The organism is Mesomycoplasma bovoculi M165/69 (assembly GCF_000524555.1).
In the GTDB taxonomy this organism is placed as follows: Bacteria; Bacillota_I; Bacilli_A; order Mycoplasmatales; family Metamycoplasmataceae; genus Mesomycoplasma; species Mesomycoplasma bovoculi.
On record NZ_CP007154.1, the window covers coordinates 187,579 to 203,313 of the forward strand.

General features: G+C 28.9%; 11 protein-coding genes. 10 read left to right on the forward strand and 1 reads right to left on the reverse strand.

Annotation, left to right across the window (positions count from 1 at the left end):
* Positions 1 to 32 precede the first annotated feature (32 nt).
* A complete protein-coding gene (locus MYB_RS00940; RefSeq protein ID WP_022935524.1) occupies positions 33 to 1,055 on the forward strand; it encodes a hypothetical protein in 1,023 nt (340 codons plus the stop codon).
* Between the two features lie 164 nt (positions 1,056 to 1,219).
* Here MYB_RS00940 and gap read toward each other — a convergent pair whose 3' ends face one another.
* Positions 1,220 to 2,236 (reverse strand): type I glyceraldehyde-3-phosphate dehydrogenase, encoded by a 1,017-nt coding sequence (gene gap / locus MYB_RS00945; RefSeq protein ID WP_022935523.1) that lies wholly within the window; start codon positions 2,234 to 2,236, stop codon positions 1,220 to 1,222.
* Positions 2,237 to 2,353: 117 nt separating this feature from the next.
* Between gap and MYB_RS00950 the strand changes: the two genes are divergently transcribed.
* The 9 genes from MYB_RS00950 (at position 2,354) to ftsH (ending at position 15,725) form a co-directional block, all read left to right on the forward strand.
* Positions 2,354 to 4,288, forward strand: a complete 1,935-nt coding sequence (locus MYB_RS00950) for a DNA gyrase/topoisomerase IV subunit B (RefSeq protein WP_022935522.1) — start codon at positions 2,354 to 2,356, stop codon at positions 4,286 to 4,288.
* A complete protein-coding gene (locus MYB_RS00955; protein ID WP_022935521.1) occupies positions 4,278 to 6,884 on the forward strand; it encodes a DNA topoisomerase (ATP-hydrolyzing) in 2,607 nt (868 codons plus the stop codon). Before MYB_RS00950 ends, MYB_RS00955 begins: the two co-directional genes overlap by 11 nt.
* A gap of 1 nt (position 6,885) precedes the next feature.
* On the forward strand, positions 6,886 to 9,534 hold the full coding sequence (ileS, locus tag MYB_RS00960) for an isoleucine--tRNA ligase (RefSeq protein ID WP_025279601.1): 2,649 nt from the start codon (positions 6,886 to 6,888) through the stop codon (positions 9,532 to 9,534).
* Positions 9,527 to 10,177: a signal peptidase II gene (locus MYB_RS00965; RefSeq protein ID WP_022935519.1), complete on the forward strand. Its 651-nt coding sequence runs from the start codon at positions 9,527 to 9,529 to the stop codon at positions 10,175 to 10,177. Before ileS ends, MYB_RS00965 begins: the two co-directional genes overlap by 8 nt.
* 230 nt (positions 10,178 to 10,407) lie before the next feature.
* Positions 10,408 to 10,713: a hypothetical protein gene (locus tag MYB_RS00970; RefSeq protein ID WP_022935518.1), complete on the forward strand. Its 306-nt coding sequence runs from the start codon at positions 10,408 to 10,410 to the stop codon at positions 10,711 to 10,713.
* 92 nt (positions 10,714 to 10,805) lie between these two features.
* On the forward strand, positions 10,806 to 11,660 hold the full coding sequence (locus tag MYB_RS00975) for an exonuclease/endonuclease/phosphatase family protein (protein ID WP_022935517.1): 855 nt from the start codon (positions 10,806 to 10,808) through the stop codon (positions 11,658 to 11,660).
* 414 nt (positions 11,661 to 12,074) lie between these two features.
* Positions 12,075 to 12,629 carry an aminoacyl-tRNA hydrolase gene (gene pth, locus MYB_RS00980; protein ID WP_022935516.1) on the forward strand — a complete coding sequence of 185 codons (555 nt, stop codon included), beginning with the start codon at positions 12,075 to 12,077 and terminating at the stop codon, positions 12,627 to 12,629.
* Positions 12,607 to 13,494 carry a tRNA lysidine(34) synthetase TilS gene (gene tilS, locus MYB_RS00985; RefSeq protein ID WP_022935515.1) on the forward strand — a complete coding sequence of 296 codons (888 nt, stop codon included), beginning with the start codon at positions 12,607 to 12,609 and terminating at the stop codon, positions 13,492 to 13,494. The genes pth and tilS overlap by 23 nt, the downstream gene beginning before the upstream one ends.
* Before the next feature lie 32 nt (positions 13,495 to 13,526).
* Positions 13,527 to 15,725 (forward strand): ATP-dependent zinc metalloprotease FtsH, encoded by a 2,199-nt coding sequence (ftsH, locus tag MYB_RS00990; protein WP_022935514.1) that lies wholly within the window; start codon positions 13,527 to 13,529, stop codon positions 15,723 to 15,725.
* Positions 15,726 to 15,735: the final 10 nt, after the last annotated feature.

Sequence of the window (15,735 nt, forward strand, 5' to 3'; positions counted from 1 at the left end):
ATAAATTATATATAGTATGAAAAGGACATTTTATGACAAAGAAAAAAATATTTTTAATTCTTGGAGCATCTACCTTAGGTGTGTCAGTGGCTACAGGTTTAGGAGTTTATTATAGCAATCAAAGTCTAACTAGTGGAACTGGTAATGGAGTAGGTGTTGACTCAACTAATGAAAAAATTGAAAAAGAACCTGGTAAGGTTCAACCTTTTGAACCATCTAAGCAAGTTGAACCAAAAAATAAAGCCGAAAATGAAGATAAATCCAAATTAGCCCAAAATCAGCTAGCACCAAACAAAGATAATAAAGATGAAATTCCTAAAACTCAACCAAAAGTAGAAAATATAGATAAAAATGAAACAAAAAGTCCAACAAAAACAGAACAGCAACCAGAATTAAAGCAAGAGGACCAAAAAATTGAACCCTTACAAAAAGAAGAATCAAATAAGGAAAAAGATTCAACTATCTCTGATTCAAAAGAAAAAGTAGAATTAACTCAAGAAAAACCAAATAAAAATCCACAAGTTGAACAACAAGAACCTATTAAAAGAGAAGAGACTTTGAAAGAAAAAATAGCAAGAATTGAAACACTTTCTGATGAAGAATTGGAGAATATTTCAAAATTACAGAATATAGATTGAGAAGACGGGGAAAAAGTAGACAATGAATTACTAAAAAGAAAATCGCAATACACAGAGCAAGATAAACAAGCAGTTGATGAAAAATTAAAAGTTTTAAACACACTTTGAAACACACCTTCATCCGAGTTTCTTAAAGATTTAGATAAAAATTTAATTACAACCTCACAACAAATGGCTTACTTTTTTAAAAATTTGCCAGATACACTAGATCCAAATATTGGTGCTAACTTAGCAACATTTTATATTCATTCTCAAGAAAAAATCAACCCTCAATTAACATCCACTCCAGAAACGCGACAAAAATTGCTTCAAGAATTACAAGAGCAATTGAAGAAAAAATATCCACAAAACACTCACATTAATGATTATGTAAAAATTATATCTACTGGAGAAAGTGGAACATTAAAATCTCAATAATCAATAAATTCACTGTCATACAAAAGCCTAAAACATTTAGGCTTTTTTACATTTTATCTTTATTTTTATAGCTTTTTCAAAATTGATTAATACAAAATTTGTTTGAAAATATAAAAAAACATCATTTAAATAATGATGTTTTTTTGTTTAAAATAATTTAAAAATTATTTAATAGTTGCTGTTAAGATTAATAGGCGTACATATTGAGATACAAATGAAAATTCATTGTCATATCAACTAAATACTTTATATAGTCTTTCACCTTCTGGGCTAGTAATGATTTTTGTTAATGTTGCATCAAAAATTGAACCATGACGGTCTCCAATAATGTCGGATGACACTAATTGAAAAGTATTGTATAAGAATGATTCATTTTCATATTTTTTCATTGCTGCATTAATTTCTTCAACAGTTGGTTGTTTTTTTAAAACAATACTTAAATCAACAAATGAACCAGTAATCACAGGAACACGAAGTGCAAAACCATCCATTTTACCTGAAAGTGAAGGGATAACTAAACCAATAGCTTTTGCAGCTCCAGTGGAAGAAGGAACAATGTTTGCAGCAGCGGCTCTTGCACGACGCAAATCTGAGTGAGGAGCATCTTGAATTCTTTGATCAGCTGTGTAAGCGTGTACAGTTGTCATATAACCATGACTAATTCCAAATTCTCTTTCTAAAACATTAACAACTGGTGCAAGTGCATTTGTTGTACATGAAGCACCTGAAATAATAGTATCTTCTGGAGTTAGTGTGTTGTGATTAACATTGTAAACAATTGTTTTGATGTTGTTTCCAGCAGGCGCTGAAATAACAACTTTTTTAGCTCCTGCATCAATATGTTGTTGAGCAGCTTCTTTTGAAGTAAATCTTCCTGTTGACTCTGCAACAACATCAATTTCTAATTGTTTTCAAGGTAATTTTTTAGGATCTGACTCAGCAAGTGCTAAAATTTTATGTCCGTTAATTACTAAAAAGTTTTTGTTACCTTCTATTAGGGTTTCAACACTTCCTTGAAATTGACCATGTGCTGAGTCAAATTTAAATAAGTGAGCTAAAATTTTAACATCTGTTAAGTCATTAATAGCAACAATTTGAATATCATTGTTTTTAACTTCTAAAAAACGGCGAAGAACTAGTCGACCAATACGACCAAAACCATTTATTGCAATTTTTTTCATATTTTTCCTTTTTTTCTATAATAATTAAATAATCATATAAATTTTACCACTTTCCTAAATTTGTTTAAAATAATAAATAAATAAAATATTAAACTTAAATTCATAAGGCAGTTCGTTATGGAATATTCAGCAGAAAAATTAAAAGTTTTAAAAGGTCTCGAGGCAGTTCGAAAACGTCCGGGAATGTACATCGGTTCTACAGATTCGCAAGGCTTCCATCATTTGGTTTGGGAAATTTTTGACAACAGTGTTGATGAAGCACTTGCTGGTTTTGCTAATAAAATTTGACTAACCATTAAATTGGATGGTTCAATTGAAGTAGCTGATAATGGGCGAGGAATTCCTGTTGACAAACACCAAAGTGGCAAAACTGGAGTTGAATTAGTTTTTAGTGACTTGCATGCCGGTGGGAAATTTTCTAGTGATGTTTATAAAAGTGCTGCTGGACTTCATGGAGTTGGTTCTTCTGTTGTAAATGCCCTTAGTTCAAAAGTTGAAGTTTGAGTTTTTCGTAATAAAAAAAGTTATTTTACAGCTTTTGAAAATGGTGGATACTTAACTCAACCTACTAAAGAAATCGACAAAACTCAAAAACAAGGAACCACTGTTCGCTTTTGGCCTGATTTTAAAATTTTTGGAAAACAAGAATTTGATGCCAATTTAATTGCTCAACGTTTACAAGAAACCTCTTTTTTGATTTCCAATCTTGAAATTCACTTTAGTGATGAAAGAAGCGGATTATCTCAAGTTTTTCTAAATAAAAAAGGGTTAATTGATTTTATTGAGCATTTGGCCAAGGGCAAAAATAAAATTCATGAAAAACCTATATTTTTTAAAGGAAAACAACAAGAAATTGAACTTGAATTCGCATTTTTATATGTTGATGACTCTGAAGAAAATACTTTTAGTTTTGCAAATAATGTTAAAACTAATCAAGGCGGAACTCACATTAATGGTTTAAAAAATGCATTAATTAGAGCCTTTAATGATTATTCAAGACAAAAAAACTTAGTAAAAAATAAAGTTGAATTTGAATATAATGATATTAAAAATGGACTTTGTGCAGTTGTTTCATTGCGAATTCCAGAGCCAATTTTAGAATTTGTTGGTCAAACCAAAGATAAACTTAGCACATCAGCGGCAAAAGTTGTAACTGAAGAAGTTATTTACAGCTCTTTAATGTCATACTTACAACAAAATAAAGAGATTTCAAGCAAAATTATTACACATATAAATCAATCTTATCAAAATAGGATGGAGGAAAAGCAAGCTAAAATTGAAAGTAAAACCAGTAAATCTGTTTCCAAAGAGCAAAAAATTTTATCAGGAAAACTAACTCCAGCACAAAGTAAAAAACCTTTTGAAAGAGAATTATTTTTGGTTGAAGGTGAATCTGCGGGCGGGAGTGCCAAGTTGGGCCGGAATAGGCTTTATCAAGCAATTTTACCCTTGAAAGGTAAAATAGTCAACGCTGAAAAAACCAAGTTAGTTGATTTACTTAAAAATGAAGAAATTGTTGCAATTATTAGTGCACTTGGCACTGGAATTGGTACTAGTTTTAACATTAAGAATTTAAATTATCACAAAATTATTATTATGACAGATGCTGATACCGATGGTGCACACATTCAAATTCTAATTTTAACCTTCTTTTTCCGTTATTTTAAGTCTTTAATTCAAAATGGACATGTTTATATTGCACAGCCACCTTTATATAAATTAACCTATAAAAATAAAGAAGAAATGTACATTTGAGATGAACAAAAGCTTGCTGAATTTTTAAATAAAAAACCAGGAGCTCAAATTCAAAGATACAAAGGACTTGGAGAAATGAATGCTGCTCAATTATGAGAAACAACTATGGATCCACAAAATCGCTCTTTAATTAGAGTTACAATGGCGGATGAAAATATTATTAAAGATAGAATTTATACTTTAATGGGAGATAGGGCTGATATACGTAAGGAGTGAATTGAACAAAATGTAGACTTTTCGCTTGAAGATTCTTTTATTAAACAACTAGGAGAAGAAAAACCAAATTATGAAAAATAATTTACAAGCTGTTATTGATGCATCATTAGAGCAAATAGTTGCTGAAAAATTTATTCGATATTCTAAGTATGTTATTCAAAATCGAGCAATTCCAGATGTTCGAGATGGTCTGAAACCTGTGCAGCGTCGGATTTTATATTCAATGTGAAATTTAGGACTAAAAAAAGACAAACCCTATAAAAAATCTGCTAGAGTTGTTGGAGATGTTATTGGTAAATATCACCCTCATGGTGATAGTTCAATTTATGATGCTTTAGTTCGTATGTCTCAAGAGTGAAAAATGAATGTTCCTCTTGTAGACATGCATGGAAATAAAGGTTCTATTGATGATGATCCAGCTGCAGCGATGCGTTATACTGAAACACGTTTAGAAGAAATTAGCAATGATTTATTAGAACTTATTAGCAAAAATGTTGTTAGTTGGACACCTAATTTTGATGATAGTGAAAAAGAGCCTACTGTCTTGCCAACAATTTTTCCTAATTTATTAGTCAATGGTGCTATTGGAATTGCCTCAGGATTTGCAACTGATATTCCGCCACACAATCTAGGGGAAGTTATAGATGGCTGCATAGCAATGCTAAATAATAAAAATATTTCAATTGCTGAACTTGGCTCAATTATTCAAGGGCCAGATTTTCCAACAGGTGGAATCATCTATGGAAAAGAAGGTATAAGAGACGCTTTTGCAACTGGCAAAGGTCGTTTAACTTTAACAGCAAAATATGAAATTATTGAAGATAAAAATCAAAGACTTATTCAAATTAGTCAAATTCCCTTTGGGATTGCTAAAGCAAACTTGATTCGCCAAATTGATGACATTAAATTTGAACAAAAAGTCTATGGAATTAAAGAAGTTGTTGATCAATCAGATCGAAATGGAATTTTAATCAATGTTGAATTAGAAGCTGATGCCAACATTGATTTAATTATTAATTATCTTTTACAAAAAACTGATTTGCAAATTTATTATTCATACAATAGCATTGCAATTTGTGATAATTCACCAAAGTTGCTTTCAATTAAACAACTAGTTGGTTATTATTTAGACCATCTTGAAAAAATTAAATTTGCAGAATTGGAATTTGATTTTGCTAAAAATGAGAAAAAATTAGAAATTACTAAAGGTTTTTTAAGAGTTGCAGATATTACAGATGAAGTTATTAAAGTAATTCGGGCATCAGATAATTCTAAAGCCGGAGTTATTGCAGATCTTATTAAGTATTTTCAATTTAGCCCTTTGCAAGCTGAAGCAATTGCACAAATGCGTTTATATAGATTGTCCAAAATTGATCAACAAATGTTTTTAAAAGATAAAGAAGAACTTGAAAATACTCTTAAAAAACTTCAACTTTTAATTAATGATAAAGAAGAATTTAAAAAATATTTAATTGAACTTTTGCTATCTGTCAAAAGCAAACATCAAAGACCACGTTTAACTCAAATTATTGATAAAAATTTGAATGTCAAAATTAATTATGATCAGCTAGTTAAAGAAGAATTTTTCTTTTTTAGTATTTCCAAAAATGGTTTTTACAAAAAAATGTCTATAAAAACCAACATAATTGAAGAAATCAGCAAGCTACCAGTTGCAGAAAAAGATTTTTTAATTTCACTAGATATGGTTAGTTCAAAAGATAAAATTTTTCTCATCACTAACCTAGGAAATTTGATTACACTTTTACCTCATGCACTAGAGGAAAGTCAACTTAAGCAATCAGGTATTGATCTAAAAACTAAATTGGCTTTTGGACATAAAGAATACATTATTGCAGCTATTCCTGTTTCTAACATTGAAAACCAATCATTAATTTTAGTCAGTTTGGCTGGTTTAGCTAAACGTGTTTCACTAGATAATTTTGCCAATTATAAACATAATAAAATTACAAACATTTTTAAACTAAAAGATAGCAATGAATTAATTAGTTGTCATTTAGGTGAAAATAATGCTAATATTGCAATTTTCACTTCATTGAATCGTGGTTTAAAAGTTAGTGAAACAGATGTGCCAATTTATGGCAAAAATTCAGCTGGTGTGCGCTTAATAAATTTACGAACAAATGAAAGCATTTCTGGAACAGCTTTAATTTGTGAAGATGAAAAAGTTTTAATTTTTGATCATTGATCAAGATTTGATCAACTTTTGCCAGGGAATATTCTTTTTGGTCAACGAGGAAGCACTCCTAAAAAAATAGAAACCAATCTAGATTTTTCAAAACCAATAATGAGCGCTTCTGCTTTTAATTCTAATTTTGGAATTTTTGATTTTAGTGATTTGATTAAGATTTATAATATAAATGAAGCAACAAGTTTAAAGGCAAGTTCTAAAAAGTGTTATAAAATTTTAAGGTTGCCAGCAAAACCAGAGTTAAAAAATGAAGTTAAATTCGAACCTAAAGTTGAGACAAAAAGCAAAACTATCAATAAAACAAAGGAAAAACTAGAGTCAAAAGTTCAAAAACCTACCAAAAGTGAAAATGAACAAACTAAAGTTTTTAATTTTGATGAAGCTTTGCAAAGAGCTAAAACCAAATTACAACAAGTTAATGAATTAGATATTGATGCATTACTTAAAAAATTCGAAGAGGATGAATAATATGGATAAAAATTTTTATAAAAATTCACTAAATATTTTCACAACTGATTTTTCAATGAAAGCAGAACTAACTAAAAAACAAGAGTTATTTCATCAATTTTGGAAAGAACAAAAAATTTACAAAAAAGCTTTAGAAAAAAACAAAAATAATAAAAGTTTTATTTTGCATGATGGACCTCCTTATGCAAATGGTGATATTCATATTGGTCATGCTTTAAACAAAATTTTAAAAGACATTATTGTTCGTTATAAAACTTTATCAGGATTTTATACACCTTTTGTACCAGGTTGAGACACTCATGGTTTGCCTATTGAAAATAAAGTGACTAGTGAATTTGGCAAATTATCTGCAATTGAATTGCGTAGGCAAGCAAATGATTTTGCAAACAGTCAAATCCAAAATCAAATGAAGCAATTTAAAGAGTTGGATTTATTTTGTGATTTTGAACATTTTTACCAAACCAATGATAAAAAATATGAAGCTAAACAACTTAAATTGTTTAAAAATATGGTTGAAAAAGGCTTGATTTATCGAGGTTTGAAACCTGTTTTTTGGTCTCCAAGTAGTCAAAGTGCACTTGCTGAAGCAGAAATTGAATATTTTGAACACAAATCGCCTTCAATTTTTGTAGCTTTTGAAGTTAGCAAAGGTAATGATTTAGTTTCTGCAGATGACAAACTTATCATTTGAACTACAACCCCTTGGACATTGGTGGCAAATTCTGGAGTTGCAGTTGGTGGTGATTTTGAATATCTTCGTTTTGAATATGAAGGTAATTTTTACATAGTAGCTTCCGAACTTTTTGACAAACTAGTTGATTTATTTAAATGAAATAGTGCTAAAATAGTTCAACAATTTATAGGAAAAGATTTGATTGGACTTAAATACTTGCAACCAATTTCTAAAGTTAATTGCCCAGTTGTTTTAGGGCATCATGTTACTTTAGAATCTGGAAGTGGGCTTGTCCACATGGCACCACTTTTTGGTGAAGATGATTTTTGAATTGGAAAAGATAACGATTTAGAAATGATCATGCATGTTAATGATGATGGTACTTTTAATGAAGTTGCAGGTGACTTTGCTGGTTTATTTTATGAAAAAGCTAGTGAAAAAATTTGTGAATTTTTAACTAACCAAAATTCACTAATAAAACAAAGTTGAATCACTCACTCAGTGGCTCATGATTGAAGAACTAATAAACCTGTGATTTATCGTGGAACCCCACAATGATTTGTATCTGTAGAAAAACTTAAAAGTGGCATTTTAGAAGCTGTTGAGCAAGTTGAATTTCCAGAAGATTGACTTAAAAAACGTTTATTTAAAATGATCTCTGGAAGAAAAGACTGAATTATTTCTCGCCAACGTTCTTGAGGTGTACCAATCATTATTTTTTATGATGAGCAAGGTAATCCTATTTTAGATAAACCAGAAATTTTTGATTATGTAATCAATTTAGTTGCTGAGCATGGAAGTGATATTTGATTCGAAAAAGAAGCGGATGAGTTATTACCTGCTAAATTTAGAGGTTTAAATTGAACAAAAGAAAATAACATTTTAGATGTTTGGTTTGACTCAGGTTCTAGTTTTATGGCTGCCGATTTACAAGGTCAGAAAGTTCCTTATGATCTTTATTTAGAAGGTTCTGACCAATATAGGGGCTGATTTAACTCTTCACTAATTAATTCTTATATTTATTATGGAACAGCACCTTATAAAAAACTTTTATCTCATGGATTTATTGTCGATGGCAATGGCAATAAAATGTCCAAATCTAAAGGAAATGGAGTTAGTCCACTTGAAATTATTTCTAAATATGGAAGTGATATTTTGAAATTATGAGTAGCTAATAGTGAATATTTCAACGATGTTTTTTATTCAGAAAAAATCTTAGAGCAAAATATTGAGGTTTACCGAAAAATTCGTAATACTATTCGTTTTTTAATTAATAATCTAGTTGATTATAAAGATGGGGATTTTGCTCGCGAAGGAATTCATGCTTTTATTGCAAATCGCATAAATTTACTTAAAAATAATGTTATTAAATTTTATGAAAGTTATCGGTTTGTTCGTGTTGTCAAAGAAATCAATAATTTTGTTGTTGATTTGTCTAACTTTTATCTTTCAATTACAAAAGATAGTTTGTATGCAGATAGCAAAGATAATTTAAATCGAAGAGCAATTCAAAAAAATCTCTATGAAATTTTAAATGTTTTAGCAATAGCATTAGCACCAATCTTGCCAATCACAATTGAAGAAGTTTATAAATTTATTAACAAAGAAAATAAAAAAGAGTCTATATTTTTAGAAGAGTTTTTCAAACCAGCTGATTTTGATGAAAAACTTGAAGAGCAATGAAATGAGTTTTTTGTTCTTAAAGATACTGTTTACAAACTTGTTGAATCAGCAATTCATAGTGGACAAATTAAACGTTCAAATGAAGCTCATATCGAAATTGCAACAGAGTCTGAATTTATTAAATCTCTTGATTTACAAACACTTTTGATGGTTGGAAAAGTAACTTTTGGCTTAGAATTTAAAGTTAGTCAATTTAATTCATCTAAATGTCAACGTTGTTGAAACCACTTTGATAATGCAGAAGGTAATTTATGTTTACGTTGCCTAGATTTTTTGAAGGATTATAGTGAATAAAACTAATTTAATAAATGAAATTACAAACAAAACTAAAGTTAAATTTCAAGAGAAAATAACTAAACTAGGTAAAAAAAGAATCTATATAAATATAGCTATTTTACTCATAGTTGTTTTTGTTTGTCTTTTAATTGATCAATTAAGTAAAAATCTAGTTTTTAGTGATGCAGATTATAATGATAAATTTAGTGTTATTAACAAAGTTTACAACTGAGGTTTTATAGGTTTTAGACCTTTATTACATCATGGCGTTACCACTAAAATTGATAATTTAGTTGGCTTTACAGGAATCCATATTTTTGCTTTTGCATTAACTATTTTTTTATTGATTTTTATTCCTTTTTCAAAGCATTATGCATATGCATTTTTCTTATCTATTTTATTAGCTGGTAATTGAGGAAATGAATTAGATAGATTTATTAACGACAATTCAGTTAAAGACTTAATATTTATCCCTTATCGAGATAATGGAACTTTTAACTTTGCAGATGTCTTTATTTTTTTAGGACCATCTGGATTTGCCTTAGTTTATTTCATTGATTATATTTTAGAGAAATATAAAAATTCAAATAATAAAAAAAGCACAAATGATGATCAAGTTGGTGGTTCTGATTTAGAAAATTTTGAATCAGACAAAAAATAAATTTAAAATAAGGATATAATCTTAATTTATTCTATTTTGTTAAAAATAAAAATAAGTAAATAAAATGCACTTTTGTTAGAAAAATGTGCATTTTTTTGTAATATAAGTAAATAGTAAATAATTTAAAAAAAAATATAAAAGAAATTCAACATATATTTGCAACTGTTATGTTTATAATTTATATAATTTTACAAAATGATTTGAATATTTTTGCCAAGGAGATAGCATAAGTGAAATTGTTTTTAAAAAATCAGGATAATGAAGAAACTACTTTTTGCACCAGAAGCAACAAGTTACCAAAAGCGCAACAAACAATTTTTGTTAGACCACCATTTATAGTTGAGTTTAATTTGGTTGGTACTCAATTAAAAATATCAACATTATTTAACCATTTGGATAGCACTTCAAAAACTAATAGAAAAGATTATCGAGAAGCAAGAGTAGATACTTCTAAATTATTTTACAAAAAATTCATTTCTAATCAAGGTGTGCAAGAAATTAGTGAATTTTTAGCACTTGGACACGTGTTAGATTAGAAGCTGCTAAAAATTCCAAATTTAAACCAGATTTAGTCATTTATGGAGGAGATACTTGCATTAAAAATGAAAATTATTTTTTTATCAAAGAATTGTTAAAAAATCATCCAACAATTCATTCTACTTTAAGTGTAGATCAAGATATGACTAATCCTTCATACAATTATCGTTTTATTACCTCACTTGGAAGCTCTCGGCTTTACTCCAATCAATATGATAAAATGCTATACATTAATTCTTCTAATGATTTAAATGTTAATAAAGTTGAAAGTGCTGGTCAAGATTTTAAAATTGATCTTTACAAAGTTTTTGAACAGTGGTTAAAAGATGACGTAGATATTAATCAATATTATAAAAATTGATTAGAAAAAGATGTAGATAATGTGAATTCGGATTCAAAAATTAAAAATGAGAAAGTATTTATTAAATCTAAAATTTCAGACCACGCTCCGGTCTTTACAGATATCCAAGTGAAAACTGATACTATCTTACCTACCATACAATTGTCTGAAATTTTAATTCCTGATACCAATTATCATAAACAAAAAAACACAATTAGAATAGCTCATTGAAACATTCTTAATTATGGACTTGCACTAAATAGTTCTAAATCAAAATTGAATGAAATAAAAATAAAAGCTAAAATGATTGCTAATATAGCTTATAATTCTGGTTTTGATATTGTAGGCCTAACAGAAATTAATAATGGCAAGGGAGAAAGTGTGCAATTCATTTTAGACGAGCTAAATAAAATGGATAAAAGTCAATCTTATCAAATGATTATTCAAAATGTTGCAGATACTAACATACCTGAAGCATTACTATTGTCAAACCAATTTGGAAGAGCACAACAAGAACAAGTGGCAGTTATTTATAATAAAAAAATAGCACAAATCAATGATGCTTGATCTTACATTAGTCCTATCAAAAATTATGCTAAAGATTAATATTTATTTTAATATAGTAAGCTAATAGAATTCTATAATTTTATTTATTTATAATTTGACTAAATAACTATTTATTTTTTACTAACTTGTCACTCACCTCATTTTGGATTATCCCCAACAAATTTAATAATATTTTTTTCTTTTAATGTTTTAATAAATTTTTTAAAATTTTAGTGCTAATGCAAAATAGCTCATTGAAACATTCTTAATTACAAAATTTCACCAAATAGTTACAAAACAAATAATTGTAAAATTATTTATATCCATTTTATTGAGTATCTAATAAAATTGATAATAAAATAACAAAACAATTTGCATAATAATATAATTATTTTGCTTTTTAAAAAATTCTTAACTTTATTTATAAAAACTATATTGACCTTAATTAATTCAAACTATTCTAAGAGGAGATAAATGAAAATTATTGTTGGGCTAGGAAATCCAGGTGATAAGTATGAAAATACAAGACACAATGTTGGTTTTATGGTTGTTGATGCACTTGCAGAAAAACTAAATGTTCAATTTGATCACAAATTAAGAACAGGAGTTTATGCCAAATATCAAGATTTAATTATTGCCAAACCTTTAACATATATGAATAATTCAGGTTTTTTTGTTAAAGAACTCCTAAATTTTTATAAAGAGGACATTAAAAATGTTGTCGTTGTTTATGATGATTTAGATTTTTCAGTAGGACAAGCTGTAATGAGATTAAAAGGTTCATCTGGAGGTCAAAATGGGATGAAAAGTATTATTGAGCAAACTGGCACTACTGAAATTAAAAGATTAAAAATTGGTATTGGTCGTCAAGGTGATGCAGCAGCTTATGTACTATCACCTTTTGACCAACAACAAAAAGCCAAAATAGATGAGGTAATTAAGCAAGCTGTTGAAATTCTAATGTTTTATCATAACAATAGTTTTTTATCAGCTGTTGAAGTTTTTAATGTTAATAAAGACAAAGCCTAAATATTTAATTGCCGTTAGTGGTGGCCCTGATTCAATTTTTTTGTTGAATCTTTATAAAAACAAAAATATAGTCGTTGCTTTTGTTAATTATAATATAAGACAACAAGCCATTCAAGAACAAAATTATGTTCTTGAATTTTGCAAAGAAAATCAAATTCCTTGTGAAATTTTAAGCATCAATATTGATAAAAGCAAAGGTAATTTTCAAGATTTAGCTCGCAAATCTCGTTATGAATTTTTTGCAAAAGTTTACAAAAAATATAAGTGCAATTATTTATTAACTGGACATCACAAAGATGATTTTATTGAAACGGTAATGTTGCAAAAAAACAAACACAAAATTGTTAATTATTGGGGAATTGCTCGTAAAAGTCAAAATTTTGGAATGCAAATTTATAGACCATTAATTTACAAAAAATTTAAAAATCAAATTGTTAAATTTTTACAAAAAAATAATATTAAATTTTTTGAAGATCAAAGCAATTTTGAGCCAATATATGAACGCAATAAAATACGAGCTGATTTTGCAAAAAAGTCTATATTTTACAAGCAGTTTTTTTTGTGAAAATATCAATTTTTGAACTTGTTTAAAACAACTCGTTTACTTTGGTGAAATTTTCAGTTAAATAGATGAGAAAAAAACAATTACAAGTGCGGTTTTTTAAACAAAATTAAACAAAAAAAGACACTTATTTATTTTTTTATACAAAAAAATTTTGAAAATGTAAATTTAACTGAAAATAAAATACAATCTATAATTGATTTTGTCCTTGGTGGCAAACCCAATGGTGTTTTTGTTTTAGATTCAAGCAATTCAATTATTAAAAAACACAATTTTTTATCAAAATCTAGTAAAATTCTATAGCTAGAATAAAGCTTAAACTAACAAGGAGAACAATGAAACTCAAAAATAAAATGAAGCGACCGTCATATCCTCTATTGATTACAATAGTAATTGTAGTTGCATTGATTGCATACTTATTGTACCAATATTTAGCTCCTCGCTTTGAAGTAAAACCTTTATCTTATTTTGAAGAACGACTTATTGCCAACGCTAAAAGCTCTGATGACAATAACTTTTTTTGATTTGTAGGTTTTGATTCTTCAAACTTTCGAATTAATGTTATCGAAGACCAAGGTGGAGTAATTCACAACTATGCAGTTGTTGCATATCCATCATACATTAGTAAACTTCAAGGTGTTTCATCCTTGCCACTTAGTCAAGATGTTTTAAGCCAATTAGGTGGCCAAAAAATTAATAGTTATTTAGAATTACTTCAGCTTGCACAAAAACCAGGTGGTGTTTCATTACTTAGTCTTTTAACTTCACAAGACCAATCATCACTTAAATACTTGAGAGATTTAAGAAATGGTTTTGCACTAGCAAAAATTAATCCTGATTTGCTCAAATTTAAACCAGAATTTATCAACTACCCACCTCGAACACCTAGTTTTTTTGATAGTTACATCTTTCCATTAATACCTTCATTAATTTTTGTTGGTCTTTTGTTATGAGGAAGTTTGAAAATTGCTCAAAAAACAGGTAGTGGTGGCAATTTTTTCAACCCAGGTAAAAACCAAGCAATTCGTATTAATAAATCAAACAAAAAATTTTCTGATATTGCAGGTAATGCTGAAGTTAAAGAAGAAATTGTTGAGTTTATTGATTATTTAAAAAATCCTGCAAAATATGCAGCAGCTGGAGCAAAAATTCCAAAAGGAATTTTACTTGGCGGGCCTCCAGGAACTGGAAAAACATTACTTGCAAAAGCAACAGCTGGAGAAGCTGGTGTACCATTTTTCTTCATTTCAGCTTCTAACTTTGTTGAATTATATGTTGGGGTTGGAGCAAAAAGGGTTCGCGAATTGTTCAAAGATGCACGGGCAGCTGCACCTGCGATTATTTTTATTGATGAGTTAGATGCAATTGGTCGTTCCCGTGGCTCAGGAATCGGTGGCGGAAATGATGAACGTGAACAAACTCTTAATCAAATGCTTGTTGAAATGGATGGAATGGTTGAAAATTCAGGTTTATTAGTAATTGCTGCAACCAACCGTAGTGATGTTTTAGATCCAGCTTTACAACGTCCAGGTCGTTTTGATCGTTCAATCACAGTTAATTTACCAGATGTCAAAGAACGTGAAGAAATTTTAAGATTACATGCTAAAGGTAAAAGAATTTCTAAAACTGTTACTCTTGAAAACGTTGCTCGTAGAACTCCTGGATTTTCAGGAGCTCAACTTGAAAACATCATTAATGAAGCAACACTACTTTCAGTTCGTGAGCAAACTGAAGTTATTACTAGCCAACAAATTGATGAAGCTATTGATCGTGTAATTGGTGGTCCTGCAAAGAAAAATCGGGTAATCACTGAAAAAGAAAGAATTATGGTAGCTTATCATGAAGCTGGTCATGCTGTTGTTGGTATTCGTTTAGGTTCATCTGTTAAAGTTCAAAAAATCACTATTGTACCTCGTGGACAAACTGGTGGATACAACTTGATGATTCCAGAAGAAGAAAAATACAACTCATCTAAAACAGAATTGCTCACTTCTATTGCTACTTTTATGGGTGGTCGTGCTGCTGAAGAAGTAATTTATGGTCCTGAAGAAATTTCAACAGGAGCAGCCAATGATATTGATAAAGCAACTAAAATTGCTCGTCGAATGGTCACTGAATTTGGAATGTCATCACTTGGTCCGATTCAATATGAACAAGATACAAGTTCACCATTTTTGGGTCGTGACTATATGAAAAATGCTTCATTTTCTTCAAAAGTTGGTCATGAAATTGACATTGAAGTTCGTAAATTTATTTCAGATGCTTATGATAAAGCACGAGAAGTTATTAAGCAAAATCTAAAACTTCTTGAGTTGATTAAAGATACATTATTAGAAAAAGAAACCATTGTCTATGAAGAAATTCAACAACTTGCAACAACTTTAGAACCTCTTCCAAAAATTGAACAAGCAAGTTTGGAACGCACTAATGCCAAAGATGTTCTAAATGAATTAATGGGTGACCAAATTCTTGAAGATGATGCAAATGAAAAAAATCCAAATGAATTAGAATCATCTCATTTTGATGATAATTAATGTTTTGTTA